General features: G+C 52.4%; 12 protein-coding genes. 2 read left to right on the plus strand and 10 right to left on the minus strand.

Annotated features, from left to right (window positions below; genetic code table 11):
- Window positions 1–415 precede the first annotated feature (415 nt).
- Window positions 416–1,384 (plus strand): carbohydrate kinase family protein, encoded by a 969-nt coding sequence (locus G445_RS0100945; RefSeq protein ID WP_022865705.1) that lies wholly within the window; start codon window positions 416–418, stop codon window positions 1,382–1,384.
- 192 nt (window positions 1,385–1,576) lie between these two features.
- On the opposite strand, the gene truB is transcribed toward G445_RS0100945, so the two are convergent.
- From truB to G445_RS0100975, 6 genes are all read right to left on the minus strand, one after another.
- A complete protein-coding gene (truB, locus tag G445_RS11850; RefSeq protein WP_022865706.1) occupies window positions 1,577–2,800 on the minus strand; it encodes a tRNA pseudouridine(55) synthase TruB in 1,224 nt (407 codons plus the stop codon).
- Window positions 2,787–4,178: a branched-chain amino acid transport system II carrier protein gene (gene brnQ, locus G445_RS08975; RefSeq protein WP_022865707.1), complete on the minus strand. Its 1,392-nt coding sequence runs from the start codon at window positions 4,176–4,178 to the stop codon at window positions 2,787–2,789. Before brnQ ends, truB begins: the two co-directional genes overlap by 14 nt.
- Entirely contained in the window at window positions 4,178–4,630 is a 453-nt protein-coding gene (gene rbfA / locus G445_RS0100960) for a 30S ribosome-binding factor RbfA (RefSeq protein WP_022865708.1), read from the minus strand. The genes brnQ and rbfA overlap by 1 nt, the downstream gene beginning before the upstream one ends.
- Before the next feature lie 261 nt (window positions 4,631–4,891).
- Window positions 4,892–8,059 (minus strand): translation initiation factor IF-2, encoded by a 3,168-nt coding sequence (gene infB, locus G445_RS0100965; RefSeq protein WP_022865709.1) that lies wholly within the window; start codon window positions 8,057–8,059, stop codon window positions 4,892–4,894.
- 328 nt (window positions 8,060–8,387) lie between these two features.
- Complete coding sequence (nusA, locus tag G445_RS08980) at window positions 8,388–9,419, minus strand: transcription termination factor NusA (protein WP_022865710.1); 1,032 nt, start codon at window positions 9,417–9,419, stop codon at window positions 8,388–8,390.
- Between the two features lie 19 nt (window positions 9,420–9,438).
- Window positions 9,439–10,005 (minus strand): ribosome maturation factor RimP, encoded by a 567-nt coding sequence (locus tag G445_RS0100975; protein WP_022865711.1) that lies wholly within the window; start codon window positions 10,003–10,005, stop codon window positions 9,439–9,441.
- A 154-nt stretch (window positions 10,006–10,159) separates the two neighbouring features.
- On the opposite strand from G445_RS0100975, the gene G445_RS0100980 reads away from it, so the two are divergent.
- On the plus strand, window positions 10,160–11,113 hold the full coding sequence (locus G445_RS0100980; RefSeq protein ID WP_022865712.1) for a hypothetical protein: 954 nt from the start codon (window positions 10,160–10,162) through the stop codon (window positions 11,111–11,113).
- A 52-nt stretch (window positions 11,114–11,165) separates the two neighbouring features.
- Here G445_RS0100980 and G445_RS08985 read toward each other — a convergent pair whose 3' ends face one another.
- The 4 genes from G445_RS08985 to G445_RS0101000 form a co-directional block, all read right to left on the minus strand.
- The gene (locus G445_RS08985) at window positions 11,166–12,977 is read right to left on the minus strand and encodes a proline--tRNA ligase (protein WP_022865713.1); all 1,812 of its coding nucleotides are present in this window, start codon (window positions 12,975–12,977) and stop codon (window positions 11,166–11,168) included.
- Window positions 12,978–13,165: 188 nt separating this feature from the next.
- Entirely contained in the window at window positions 13,166–14,107 is a 942-nt protein-coding gene (locus G445_RS0100990; RefSeq protein ID WP_022865714.1) for a GNAT family N-acetyltransferase, read from the minus strand.
- Window positions 14,108–14,118: 11 nt separating this feature from the next.
- The gene (locus tag G445_RS0100995; protein WP_022865715.1) at window positions 14,119–14,658 is read right to left on the minus strand and encodes a DivIVA domain-containing protein; all 540 of its coding nucleotides are present in this window, start codon (window positions 14,656–14,658) and stop codon (window positions 14,119–14,121) included.
- 13 nt (window positions 14,659–14,671) lie between these two features.
- Entirely contained in the window at window positions 14,672–15,538 is an 867-nt protein-coding gene (locus G445_RS0101000) for a phosphatidate cytidylyltransferase (protein ID WP_022865716.1), read from the minus strand.
- Window positions 15,539–15,540 lie beyond the last annotated feature (2 nt).

A 15,540-nucleotide genomic window follows, 5' to 3' on the forward strand; every position in this document is an offset into this window, starting at 1 on the left:
TGTAACGGAAACTGCCTCTACATCGTGCGCCAACCATATAAACAAACACCACGAACACGTAACGCAAACGAAAACGAACACCAAAAGGCGCCACAACAAACACCACAAACCCGTAACGAAAAGAAACTCACCGGCGCGACATGCCAGCGCTCACCTGTAACGCTCCCCGGGCAAATGAAAAGCTGTATCGTGTAACGCTCCCGGGGCAGGCTAAAGGCTACGTCGAGCCACACCAACACCAACATTGCGTGCGTCTCATTGCGCGCAACACATTCGAAAATCTGTCACTCTGTTTTATAATTATAAGCGTCATAAGCGGGTTAAACGCTCATAACGCAAAGAAGCGACATGCTCATTAAGCAATGAAGCGTCACAGGGGAAGCCCGCAACAAAACCATGAAAGGTTGAACTACACATGACTCGTTTTGTCGTTATCGGCGAAGCCCTTATTGACCTTATCGTTCGCGAAAAAGCCGATGGTACTTTCGACGCAAGCAAGGGAACAGAGGTTGTTGGAGGTAGCCCTCTCAACGTTGCAGCAGGTGTTTCACAACTGGGTTATCCCACAGAGTTGGCAACCTGGTTTGCCCAAGACGATCGTGCACAACGCATCAAAGAAGTGGCCGCAGCCCAAAATGTAGCTATCATTCCCGGCTCGGATGAAGCCACGCGCACAACAGTTGCCACAGCGATTTTGGATTCCGAGGGGCGCGCACGTTACGAATTCGATGTGGACTGGAACATTCCCGAGATTCCCGATCCCGCAGGCGTTGGACATATGCATATCGGTAGCTACGGGGCAACATTGGAGCCGGGCGCCACGCGCGTATTGCGAGCAGTAAAACGCCAGGCAATTAACGGCACGGTTTCTTACGACCCGAACGCTCGCTCGGATCTCATGGAAAGCCCGGAGAAGGTTGTGGAGCGTATAGAAGAACTGATCGCCCTGTCCGATGTGGTGAAGGCTTCCGATGAGGATATTGAGTGGCTCTACCCCGATACGCCCGTAGAAAAGGTGATACGCGATTGGATTAAGCTCGGTCCGTCCATGGTTATTGTGACCCGCGGGCCGTGGGGCGCATACGTGAAGCTCGAAAATGAACGCGACATGCTGGTTGTTGATCCGCTGAATGTTGCGCTCGCGGACACTGTGGGCGCCGGGGATTCCTTCATGGCTGGTTTGCTTGCTGGCTTGACGAAACTGGGGTATCTCGGTTCTCCCGAGGCGAAGGCGCGGTTGCGTGAAGCCAAGTTTGCGGACGTTTTGACGGCTTTGCATCAGGCTGTTATTACGGCTGGGCTCACGGTTTCTCACGACGGTGCCTATGCGCCATCTCCCGCAGAGGTTGCGGATGTGATTACTACCGATCCGAGGCTTGCGTAAGCTCAGGTTGGACAGTGCCCCCGGTTCTCTTAGAGCCGGGGGCTGATTCTATCCGATTCCACATTATATTGTGGAAAGTTCCCAGTTCAATTAAAGCCGGAAACCGGTGTTTTCCGTGATAAATATCTAGACAAAGTACCCCCGGTTCTCTTAGAGCCGGGGCACTTTTACGGCTTAAACACAGGTTTTTCTTCAGCTGGTGCAGATTTCTTGGTGAGGTGAAAAAACAACCTTGGCGCCAAGTAGATTCGTGTTTTTTTCGGCGTTATTATCTGTGGGTTGAGTTGAGTTTTTCTTACCGGCACTGCCCTTGTTCGCGCGCCCCACCGCTACCGCAACAAGTTCGCCTTCACACGTTAACGCCATGGGATAGAAAGCGCCGCGCGGTGCCTCAATAAAGCGCCCCATCCGAATATTTGCGGATTCCTCAGGCGTTATCTCATGGCTTGGCATAACTAGCGAGGCCGCTTCGGCCATGCCTATCGCTGGCAACGACTCCCCCGCACGAACTTTTTCGGCATATTCTTCCACGGTGTGTGCATCTTCGGCTCGCCAAGCACCTACACGGGTGCGACGTAATGCCGTCATATGCGCGCCTGTTCCCAGCGACTCCCCCGCATCGCGCGCAATCGCCCGCACATATGTTCCCGACGAACACGCAATAGCCACCGAAACATCAGCAACCGGCACACCAGATACCGGGACATCTTGATAACAATCCTCGATAGCAGAATTAACTACACAATCGTTGCGAGTAGCATCTTCCACAAGGACATCCATCTCGGTATATTCCTCTAAAAAAGTCGTGGCGGGAACACTTGCCACATCACCTGCAACATCACCTTCTACGGCAATCTCGCACACACTTCGTTCCACATTCCCCACACGCTCACAACGAGACACGTGTATCGGAACAGCCTCAAGCTCAACAACTTCTCCAGCCCGAGCCATATCATAAGCGCGCCGCCCATCAACCTTTTTTGCGGAAAAGCTGGAAGGCACCTGCATAATATCCCCGGTTTGCCCGCGTAATGCCTCGTCGATCTCTGCGTCCGTGTCCTTGCAACCTCGCGCGAGCGTCACCTCGCCCGTCGCGTCCTCCGTCGTCGTATCTATTCCAAAACGAAAACGGGACGCGTATTCCTTGTCCTCACCCACAAGATACGTGAGGAGTTTTGTTGCCTGCCCAATTCCGACGACGAGAACACCCGTTGCCATGGGGTCCAGTGTCCCCGAGTGGCCTACTTTGCGTGTTCCGGCAAGGCGCCGGACGGCACCGACGATATCGTGGGATGTGACGCCGGTGGGTTTATCAATAATGAGAATCCCGCCGGCAGTGTCCGCGAGGCGCGGGCCTCGCGGTAGGTCACCCCACGGCATCACCGGGCTTGGCTTGCGTGGGTTACGCTTTGACATCCGATTGCGTAGCCTGCGTTATTTTCTCGACCACTTCACCGTATTCATCTTCCACATGGGCAGATTTGGCAAAACGGCCTTGGCCTGCGTCGATAAGGAGGGCAACTAAGAGAGCAATGAGGGTCGGAGCGAACCATGACATTTGGATAGGGCCACCCGGCAAGATGTTGAGATAGGCACCCAAACCTTTGAAAATCTCAAGTTTCGTGCTCAACAAAGCCTCACCAAGGGAAAGACTCGCGCATACCCCTGCCGTCAGACGATAGGACCAGAACAAGCGTCCCGGAACTGCCATATCAATAAAGGTAACCACAACCAAGCAAATAACAAGAGGATAAATGAACTGGCTGAGGGGAGAAACAATGGCAAGAATGGCGTCAAGCCCCATGTAGGCAAGTCCGATAGCGACAAGCGACTGCCCCAACAACATTACAGAGTATGGAACCTTCGGGAAGTACAGGCGATAGAACGGCGTGGAAGCTCCGAAAAGACCCACCGCTGTTGTTAAACATGCAAGGATCGCGATAAGGCCGAAAATAAGATGACCCAGCGAGCCGAAGAGGTCGCGTGAAGCAAAAGCGAGCGCTTGGGCTCCGTTTTCAAATCCGCCATTTGCCAGACGATTCCCTGCGAAACCAAGCCCGCTATACACCAAGCCGAGCAGAACACCCGTTACGCAACCCGTCGCAATAATCGCGCCGAAAAGGCGAGGACGCGAAGTGTAGCCCGCCCGTCGTAAAGAACTCACAATAATAAACCCGAAGACGTAGGAAGCCATCGCATCCATTGTGAAGTAGCCTTGAACGAGCCCGGCTGCGAGAGGAGCGTTCGCGTATTCTTCTGAAGGTGCGTTATGGGTGGTAGGAAGCGTCCACAAAATCGCGATAACGAGAAGGGTAATAAGAACGAGGAGGGTAGGCGTAAGCCAAGCCCCCACACGATCCACAAGTTTTCCAGGTTTCATGGAAAACGCTGCGACGACGATAAAGAAAATCACCGCATACACAAAAAGCTGCCAGCTACTTTTTCCGGTTTGCACACCGGCGACGGGCGCGACGGCAATTTCGAAACTCACCGTGGCGACACGCGGGACTGCGTAGAGCATACCCGTGGTAAGGAAAATAATCCACAAAATTCCCTGGCCGGGGATGCGACCGAGCCTCATCACAATACTCATCGGGTTAGAATCCGAGGCCGAGGTTGCGGCAACGAGGGCGATGGCGGGAAGAGCGATGCCGGTCAGGCAGAAACCGAGGAGCGCCCAACCAACAGATGTTCCCGCGTTAATACCCATCATGACGGGGAAAATAAGGTTTCCCGCGCCGAAGAACATTGCGAAAAGGGCCAAGCCGGTAATAAATATGTGACGGTTAAACATTATTCTTGCTCTTTCTCGTTCGGAGAATCGGCGCGATCCTCGTCCTTGGTTTTATAGGGATCTTCTCCCCCGGCGTATTCGGTGCCACGCTGGGCTGCGAGTTCTTCATCGCGCTTTTTCGTTGCGGCAAGGAGATTTTCGAATTCCAGGGCGCTTTCCATGAGGTGATCTGGTTCGAATTCCAGGGTCGGGGTAAGGCGCAAGCCTAGTTCTTGGCCGACGCGACTACGGATTTTGCCTTTCGCGGCGTTAAGTCCGCGCTGCGCATCTTTAATCTGATGCTCATGCCCGATGGCGGTGAAATAAATTGTGGCGTTTTGAAGATCACCCGTAACGCGAACATCCGTAATTGTTGCCATATTGAGGCGCGGATCTTTGAGTTCGAGATTAATCATTTGTGCCACAACTTGCTGAATGCGTTTTGCTACGCGATCTGCGCGTGTGTTGCTCATACGGCCTCTCTAGACGGTTATATTTTAGCCCTTAAAGGCAATATTCTACGTTGTATATGCATAAGTAAGCAAAGTTTTACAACATAAGTCCCACATCCTGAATATTAGGAGCGAAGTAGGTACGACGACGCAGGGAAATTGGGGTGACGCAAAAGTTTTTGCGTCACCCCACCCGCGGAATATATGCCGTCCTTCCACACCCTTACTGCTCGATGAACACTGGTGAGGAAAGCACGCCCTATGCAGTTCCTGCCTCAGAAACTAATCGCGAGGCTTTTCCTGCATCTCGAAGGTTTCAATAATATCGCCTTCGCGAATATCCTTATGGCCAAGCGTGATACCACATTCATAGCCTTCACGAACCTCGGTCACGTCGTCCTTTTCACGGCGAAGCGACACGATCTCAAGATTGTCAGCCACAACAACACCGTCGCGAACAAGACGTGCCTTCACGCCACGCTTAATCTTTCCGGTGCGGACAATAGAACCAGCAATCGTTCCTGCCTTACCCGAACGGAAGAGCGCACGAACCTCGGCACTACCCAGTTGAACTTCCTCATAAATCGGCTTCAACATACCCTTGAGCGCCAACTCCACATCTTCAAGAGCCTTGTAGATCACGGAGTAGAACTTCATCTCTACGCCTTCAGAATCAGCAATCTCCTGAACACGTTCAGCCGGGCGAACATTGAAGCCAATAATCACGGCGTTATCAACCGTCGCCAAATTGACGTCGTTCTGAGTAATAGCACCCACGCCACGATGAATAATGGCGAGCTGGACTTCGTCGTCAACCTCAAGTTCAAGGAGCGAAGATTCGAGAGCTTCCACAGCACCCGAAGAATCACCCTTAATAATAAGGTTGAGTGTAGACGTAGCGCCTTCCTTGAGCACATCACCAAGATTTTCAAGGGAAACACGCTTACGGCGACGAGCCAACGTAGCCGCACGTTTCGCAGACTCACGTTCCTCCGCAATCTGGCGGGCAGTACGTTCATCCGGGGCAACAAGAAGATTATCGCCGGCACTCGGAACCGTATCCAGGCCAAGAACCTGAACCGGACGGGACGGAGTTGCTTCCTCCACATTGTTGCCGTTTTCGTCGAACATTGCACGAACACGCCCGTGGGCGATACCCACAACAATCGGATCCCCAATACGCAAAGTACCGGACTGGACGAGCGCCGTAATGACCGCACCGCGTCCCTGATCGAGCTTCGCTTCGATCGCTGTACCGCGCGCCGCCTTATCGGGGTTGGCACGCAAATCGAGATCAGCATCCGCAACATACAACACGGCTTCGAGGAGATCCTCAATACCGGTACGTTGCTTGGCGGAAATATCAACAAACATGGTATCTCCACCATATTCTTCGGCGACGAGACCATATTCAGTGAGCTGGCTACGGATCTTTTGCGGGTTCGCACCTTCCTTATCGATCTTGTTGACAGCCACAACGATTTTCACGCCAGCGGACTGTGCGTGGTTGACAGCTTCAACCGTCTGAGGCATCACGCCATCGTCGGCAGCAACCACCAAAATCGCAATATCCGTTAGCTCGGCACCACGGGCACGCATCTGTGTGAAGGCTTCGTGACCGGGCGTATCAATGAAGGTAATCGCACGATCTTCGCCCTCATACATAATATGCGTCTGGTAGGCACCGATCGCCTGGGTAATACCGCCGTGCTCGGTTCCCTCAATAGAGGTGTGACGCATGGCGTCCAAAAGCTTGGTTTTACCGTGATCGACGTGGCCCATAACCGTGACGACGGGCGGGCGAGGCAACAGATTTTCGTCTTCTTCAAGAAGCTCTTCTTCTTCAAGATCAATATTGAAGCTTTCAAGGATTTCGCGATCTTCATCTTCCTTGGAGAGCATTTGAACATCGTAGCCGAGTTCCGCACCGAGGAGCTTGAAAGTATCTTCATCCAGGGACTGGTTCATTGTTGCCATTTCACCCATACGGAACAAAACCGTAATGAGGGCAGCCGATGAAGCACCAATTGTTTCAGCAAAATCAGCAAGGCTTGAACCCTGGCGCAAACGTACAACCGTTGAGCCATCCCCACGTGGAACTTCCACACCGGAAAGCATCGGTGAGATCTGTGCCTCAAATTCTTCACGCTTCGCACGTTTGGACTTGCGACGTCCTGCCCCACCTGCACGGCGCCCGAAAGCACCAGCTGTTGAACCGCCACGTGCACGTCCACCACTGCGGGTGAAACCACCTGCTCCTCCAGGACGGTTACCGCCACGGCCTTGAGCATTTCCGCCCTGGCCTTGACCACCGCGCCCGCGAGACGGACGCCCACCGCGCCCGGTTGAGGGAGCAGCATTCATCTGACCTGGCATCATATTCGGGTTAGGAGCTGAACGCGCTCCACGACCCTGGGCATTACCGCCCTGGCCTTGCCCGCCACGCCCCTGATTTTGAGGCTGGCCTTGGCTTTGCCCCTGACCACCACGGGTTCCCGGCTTTCCGCCCGGCTTCGCACCTTTACCACGGCCACCACCCGGACGCGGCATACCCTGCGAGGAAGCAAACGGATTATTACCCGGACGCGGACCACCCTTACGGCCACCACCCGGACGTGGCATACCCTGCGAGGTAGCAAAAGGATTATTACCGGGGCGCGGAGTAGCCTGTTCGCGAGCCTGTTCGCGAGCTTCTTCACGTGCAGCTCGCGCTGATTTCACGGCACCACGCGGTGTCGGAATAGCAGGACGTTCCGATTTTTCTACAGTAGCTGTCTCTTCTTTTTTCGCCATCGCTTTAGGCGTGGGAACTGCCGGTTTAACGGCAGGTTTTTCACCCTGGACATCCTTTACATTTGCACCAGGTTTTAGCGCTTGTTTTCCACCGGGTTTCGCATTCACGCGAGGCGCAGGTTTTGGTGAAACTCTTCTATCGTCAGAGCTAATTGCTTCAGGATAAGAAACCTGACTATCTTTCTGCGAAGCATCCCCCTTCGCAGTTTCCTGAACGGGTGCCGTAGGAACGGGAGCTACCACTGGAGCGGACGCGGTTGCATCACCCTTCTGGCCACGTTCCTCTTTTTCAGCCACATTCGCCTGCGTGGCAACCGGTTGGGAGATTTCCGGTGTGGTTACCTCAGCCTCGGGCTTCTTATCTTGAGGAGCCGACGGCTTAACTTCCATAACAGAAGCGGTACCTGCGGGCAAATCAACCGCATCAGGGGCAACCGTTTTCTTCTTTTTCGGCCTTCTTGTTGCCTTTTTCGTAGCGCCACCCTCAATAAGTTCAGGATGTGCATCAAAATATTCACGTGCTTTACGCACGACGGGCGCCTCAATAGTTGAGGACGCGGACTTAACAAATTCGCCATTGTCCTTGAGGACCTGCAAGAGCTTCTTGCTTGTCACCCCAATTTCTTTGGCTAGTTCATGGACGCGGACCTTTGCCACAGTTCTCCTTCTTTGGATCTGGGCATAATGGCTCGCAGATCCCTAGTCTTGGCAGCTCATCGCTGGGTACTCATCGGGTGCCCATCAGCTTCCAACCCGCTTTCTTTTGTCTCGGGCATCGATAGTGTTTCCACCACCGAACTGATTACTTACAAAATGATCTTATGGACTGCTGAAAAATCAGCTACTTTCCTGCACGAACCCATTGTGGGTCCAAACGCAGGAAAGCCACCTATATAGTTTAGCGACAAAAAAGCCGAAACACTACATAAGCTATGAGTTGTACGCCTCAAAATTTAGAAAAATTTCGATATTATCCACGTGGAGTTTATTCACCAGCAGGAATCGAGGGATAATTTCCCTCTTCCCTATTTCTCATCTCAGATTCACGACGAACATCAATCGCCCACCCCGTCAGTTTCGCAGCCAAACGCACGTTCTGCGCTTCTTTGCCGATCGCTAAGGATGCTTGATCATCTGGCACAATCGCGCGCGCCATACGTCGATCCTTGTTGAGAATATCAACCCTGGTCACCTTAGCCGGGGAGAGCGCAGCCCCAATAAACTCATCAATTTCATCACTGTAGGTAATAATGTCAATTTTTTCGCCATGCAATTCCTGGGTAATGGCACGAACTCGTTGCCCGTTGTGCCCAATGCATGCGCCCTTCGCGTTGACATGAGGATCGTCCGCATACACGGCAATCTTTGTACGATGCCCCGCTTCACGCGCCAACGCAATAATTTCTACATGTCCATCTTGGATTTCAGGAACCTCTGAAGTGAACAGCGCCCGCACAAAATCCGGGTGGCTACGCGAAATACGAATAGACACCCCGCGTGGCGAAGCTGACACATCTAAAATATATGCGCGAATACGATCCCCGTGGGAGAGCCGTTCGGAAGGAACCTGTTCTTCCGCGCGAAGAATTGCTTCCTGATCGCCAATACGAACAAATAAATCACGACTACGCAATCCCTTACCCACGGACTGCTGCACAATACCTGGCACAATATCTCCAGGTTTTGCCCGGAAACTTCCCAAAACGCGCTCTGTTTCAGCGTCACGCAATCTCTGCGCAATCACAGATTTTGCCGTCGCCGTCGCAATGCGTCCAAAATCCTTGGGCGTATCATCAAACTCGCCAATGACATGATCTTCTTCGTCGTACTCCGGCGCCCACACAACAACACGACCAGATTTACGATCCATCGCAACCCTCGCGCCACGAATAGCGCCAGGAACACGATAATATGCGTGCAGTAGCGCATCTTCAATGGCTTCAACAATGACGTCGGCACTCAAACCAAGTTCGTTTTCCAGTGCACGCAATTCGCTCATGTGAATCTGAATATCCACGTTTCCTCCGCTACTTTCGCTACTCTAACTCATCTTTATCATCCGGCCCGTGGCCGAATTCAACTTCCATACGTGCCACAGCAACATCGGCTATGCGCAACCGCCATTCGCGCTGGGCCTTATCCTGGGTACGTAAAACAAGTGTATCGCCCTCCACATTTTCAAGGCGAACGATGTGGCTCTCACCATCTACGGGCTTAATTTTCAGAACATGCCCGATTGCCCTCGAAAAATGACGAGGTTCGACGAGAGGCCTGGACAAGCCCGGTGTAGAAACTTCCAACGTGTAGGCACCGGCAACAAGATCCGCATCATCCAAACATTTTGATATTTCACGAGAAACATCGGTGAGCTGATCGCTACCCACACCGCCAGGACCGTAAGGAAGATCAACGGTTACCCGAACAACCGAACGCCCGCCAGCGCGCCCAATCTTCACAGATTCCAAATACAACCCATTTTTTTCGACGATAGGGCTCACTATTTTAACAAGTTCCGCACTCCGATTAGCGCTTGCTTTGTTACGCGGTGCCCCTGGTTTGGTGTTTTTCTTGGACGGTGGTCGCTTTTTTTGAGAACGAGTCATACTAGATAGTTTACCGAAGTGATTGTGGTTAATCTTGCAGGTGTACATTATAGGCACGAGTTTGACATACATGGCACAATGAAATGAATGGTTTTCGACCGTCCGCCCAAGTTTTCCGCATGTTGACGCATCCATCTCAGATTGAAGGACATCTATGAAGGGTTTTTCGCTAGACGCATTATCTGAACGCACTCGTCATTTTTTGCAACTTCTCGGGTGGACAGTTTTGTGGATATTAGCGTTCACGGGAATCATGATTTCTTTCGGCGCAAATTGGGAAACACCGAATGATCCCCCTGCACCAACGGTTGCTCAGCAGGCACAACTCGACGTTTCCCGATCAGCCGATCAAATTGCTCGTAGCACAACAGCCCTCGCCAACCAGAATCCAAAGTATAAACAGATTGCAGAACATTCCGAAAAATGGAAACAAGCGGTAGGCGGATTGTGGACACCCTGGCCGCAGGGGGCGCCCAAAGGAAAAACGAATCCCACAGTTGCACCGCTATTGACTCAGCCACAAGAAATTGTTGACGCCCTGCGCAAACTTTCAGATCAGGCAGGAAAAGCCGTTACCGATTCCCCCGCAAATGGTGCCGTATATTTTGCGATTTCTGTTCGTTCCGCCCTTGATGCCCAGCAAATCGCCGCCGCCACCGGAAGTAAATTTGAGCCTTTCCCCGCTCCAACTCCCGAAACAATCGCTAAAATAGCCACCCCCCTAGCTCACAACAATAAACTTTCTAGTATTGTGGCCGCCCGCCAAAGTTTTGAAATACAGATTGGGCAAAATAACTCAGGCAAAAGTAATACCGGGGTGAGTGCCGTCGTCAAAAATCGTATGACACTCATTGATGCTCTAGAGAACGCAACCCAAAAAGCCGCGAGCACAGATGAAAAGAACGCCACGCGAGATGTGGCACTCCCCGTGTTAAAGGGGCCACTGCCTCAAACCGCCTACGAGGAACTCATTCGTGCCTGCGGGGATGCACACGCACCAGGAATTGAGAGCCGGAATTTCATTCTGCATCTTTTCTGCGACGAGGCAGAACGTTCAGCAATGCCCGCGATGCCGGGAATTAAGGACTTTGTGCAGGCCAAAAAATAACGAGCTCCCGGAAACATAAACTTGTTCCGGGAGCCTTTCAGCGTTCGAGGCGCTAGGCGTTAATCACGCCCGCTGGATCGTTTTTTACAAGATCGACGACGCTTGCCACAGTTTGATCCACAGGAACGTTCACGGATTCCCCGGTTGCGCGGGTGCGAATTTCAACGTTTCCATCCTTCAAACCTTTACCGACAACCACGCCGTAGGGCATGCCGAGAAGCTCGTAATCTTTAAACTTCACGCCGGCGCTCATCTTACGACGATCATCATAGATAACCTCAATGCCCGCGCTTTCAAGTTCTGCAGCAATCTTTTCAGCCGTTTCAAAAACAGCGTCTTCTTTGCCGGTTGCCAGAACGTGAACGTGAGCGGGAGCAACATTTGTAGGCCATATCAAACCTTTATCGTCGTGATAGTGTTCGGCGATAGAAGCCAGGGCACGCGAAACACCGATACCGTAAGAACCCATGGTGACCACACGTGTTTTCCCGTTTTCGTCGAGAACAGTTAGCCCTAAAGATTCGGCGTATTTGCGTCCGAGCTGGAAAATATGCCCGATTTCAATACCGCGGGCAATTTCTAAGGCACCACTTCCGTCGGGGGCCGGATCGCCAGCCAGTACCTCGGCGGCTTCAATAGCACCATCTGCCTCGAAATCGCGTCCGTACACGACATTATAACGATGCACATCGACGCTGTTACCGCCAACAATCCAGCTACTTCCACGGGCAACATGCGCGTCCAGCAAGAGGCGCAACACCGGGCGCTCATCTTCCGACTGCTGCGCACGGCGCTCGGACTGCGGGCCAACAACCTCAGGGCCAAGGAAACCGGGAACAAGTTCAGGGTAGGGTTCAAAAGCTTCGTGATCTGCCATCGTAACCTCGGCCGGCGCAAGCGCGGCCTCCACGCGCTTCATATCGACCTCGCGGTCACCAGGAATCGCAATAACAATCAGCTCTTTTTCCCCGTCAGGATGGGTTGCCACAATAACAACACTTTTCAGGGTGTCCGCTGCCGTCCAGGGGCGATCCTCGCGCGGGTTCACCTCGTTTGAAACATCCACCAGGGACGCAATCGTGCTCGCGCCAGGCGTACGAACACTCGCGGCTTCAGGCACGCCACTAGCATCCAGCTCCTCGGGCATGGGCGTCGTCACCGCTTCCGTATTCGCCGCATAACCTCCCGGGCTTCGCACAAAAGTATCTTCACCAATGGCGGTTGGGAACAGGAACTCCTCGCTTCGAGAGCCACCCATAGCCCCCGACATCGCCGACACAATCGCGAAAGGCAAACCCAGACGCTTATACACCCGCTGGTAGGCTTCGCGCATCACATTATAAGATTCATCCAAACCAGCCTCGTCCATGTCGAAACTGTAGGCATCCTTCATTACAAATTCACGCCCACGAATCACACCCGCACGCGGACGCGCCTCATCACGGTACTTCGTTTGAATCTGGTAGAGCGTGAGCGGCAAATCCTTGTACGATGAATACAAATCCTTCACCAACAGCGTGAACATTTCCTCATGCGTTGGAGCAAGGAGCATATCGTTCTTTTTGCGATCCTGTAGTTTAAAGAGGGTTGGCCCGTATTCCGTCCAACGGTTTGTGGCCTCATAGGGTTCGCGTGGGAGAAGCGCCGGGAACAACACTTCTTGCGCCCCCGCACGGTTCATTTCCTCACGAACAATATTTTCGACGTTGCGCAACACCCGCAACCCGAGTGGTAACCACGTATAAATACCGGGGGCAACACGGCGAATATAGCCTGCACGGACAAGGAGTTTATGGCTGGCAACTTCAGCATCAGCCGGATCTTCGCGCAAAGTGCGCACAAAAAGAGACGATAGTTTAAGCACGTGCCCTATTCTACCGTCTTGTTTCGCGCCATGCCTTAACTATGTCATTGTTAATGCAAGGTGATCGGACAAGTGCCTCACACGAACTGTTTATGCACGAACGCTTATCGTCGTCGTAAAAATACGTTATCCGGTGGCGCAATATTCGTGACAAAAACTACAATGTGTGAGGAAAAGTCCCGTGACGTTTACATGAGTACCGTCGCCCACATTGCGTGGTGCGAAAAACCGACAGCTTCGTAGACGGCTATCGCGTGGGTATTGTAATCGTTGACGTAGAGCGAAACTGTTGGTGCGATATTGTGATGAATATATTCGACGACGGCAGCCAAGCACCCCGTGGCAATACCCTGCCCTCGAAGATCGGGGTGTGTCCAAACCCCTTGCAACTGGGCAACACCACCGGATAAGGCACCAATATCCGCCTTAAAATCTACTCGTGAATTGCCCGTCGCCGGATCTACACCCATGCGGATAAAGGTCAGGCCTAAACGAATCAAGTTCGCGACGCGCTGCAAGTACATCGAACCATACTTTGTGGGGTCGTAGCCGACTTCTTCTGTGAACATGGCTACGGATGCTGTGCCGACAGTGCTTTCCTCCCCCGGGCGTGCCAGGCGCAAAAACGGATCGGGCGGAACTAGGGTGCACATGTGTTCAACGTTAGAGATGAGGGAACCAGCCGGAATTGCATGGGCGGATTGGATGCCGTGTTGCGACTTATCGTGCGTAATCGACATGCAAAACTGGCGTGGGCGAACCTCACGTAGATTATTTCCCCACACGGGTTCCAAATAATTCCAGAGCCCCAAAACCTGCTCTTGTGGCCCGACGAGCGAGGATGCTTGACGACGCCGCGTCAGTAAATCCTCAGACAGGGCTTCCAGCTCGAAAGGGGTAAAGCCGAGAGGAATAATATTCCCCCCATCCCACGCAAGCGCCGTAACATTTTTCGACGAATCCAATATTCCTAGGGCGTGAGATTGTCCCATCCCCATACTTTCTACATATCCGCGCGCAATAACTGAATTAATGGGATCTTGATCAAGAAAAGCAAGTGCTTTTTTCTTGTGGGAACCGGAAAGGCGTCGGATGGTTGGGCTGTTACGATGTGACCACAGAAAAGCCATGAACTTAAAAATTATTCGACGGCAAGAAGGACACCGATAGCACGTTCAAGGTAAACATCGACGATTTTTTCGTCATAGGCTTTATTGCCTTTAGCTTCCTTGAAGGTGACGGAACGAATATCTTTGGAGGTCAAATCGGTTTCTCCATCAAAGTATTTCGCGAGGCGATTGACAAAATTGTCCACATCCTCAATTTTGTAACCCCAGCGGTCCGGATGGGCGAAGCGTTGGCCGCGAGGACGTAACATGCGCGGATAAAGACTTTTTGCATCCTCATATGCGAGGTTCAACCATTCTTGTTCGCCGCGGGCTGATATAACTCCGGCACGTTTTAAAGCAATAAATGCGCCCTCTAGACGGTTAAGTGCCGCATCCACATCCTGTGTGTTGTAGCCACCCCGCTGATTGTGGAATACGACTGCTCGGACGTCGGTTTCGTCCATTGTGCCGTCACCTTGAGAATAGGCCTTCTTAGCGCGGGTAAAGAAATCATCTACTTCATCCCTGTTATACCCTCGGGAAAAAACAGTAACTTGTTGAAAATCAGTCATTTCCTCACTCTTCCTAAGCAATAACCATAATGAGATAGCACAAAGGTGCCCACATCAAAATAGAATCTAGTCTATCAAGCATTCCCCCATGACCGGGGAAAATTGACCCCATGTCCTTCACCCCTAGTTTACGCTTGAGTACAGATTCAATGAGATCTCCGCCCGTAGAACAGACAACGGCCGTAAGTGAAACAGCGGTAATAATTGCCCACGAAAGTTGGAGAACACAGCCGACGAAAAGCCAGGAGACGAGGACGGAAAGCGATAAAGACCCCGCAAGACCTTCCCACGATTTTTTCGGGGAAATCTTTGGCGCCAGAGGATGCTTACCGAACATTACACCCGCAGCCCAACCGCCAACATCATTAGCTACTGGCATAAGCACAAGTAGCGCAATCATTAAGGCTCCACGATCCATATGGGCAAGTGCAACGGCGCAACACCCCAGCCACGTAATCCACACATTGACAGCCAGAGAGGTGAGCACATTTTTCCATGTGGTTTTCCGACCCTGGCTGATAAAAACCGCGGAGGTCAGTAGTGGCCAACAGATCAGACCAGCAACAATACCCCAAGCCAACCCAGCAAACCACGTGGTGGCAATCTGGGCAATATTAATGGCAAGAAGAGCAAGAAGAGGTAGGCGTATCTGTTTTACAAGAAAAGCACCTGCCGCCTCCCACAGCGCATAGGACAATGCGAGACCTGCAAGAACAACAAATATCTCCATTTTCCACATGACTGAACCGGCAACGATTGCCAACAAAATAATGGCTGTTGGTATCGCTGCCTTCAGGTTTCTTCCCGCCTTTGAAGTTGAAGGTTTCGGCGGTTTGGGTGGATGTGGAACGATATGGGATAGGAACGACGGGGTTGGCATAA

The sequence above is a fragment of the Actinotignum urinale DSM 15805 genome (assembly GCF_000420445.1).
In the GTDB taxonomy this organism is placed as follows: Bacteria; Actinomycetota; Actinomycetes; order Actinomycetales; family Actinomycetaceae; genus Actinotignum; species Actinotignum urinale.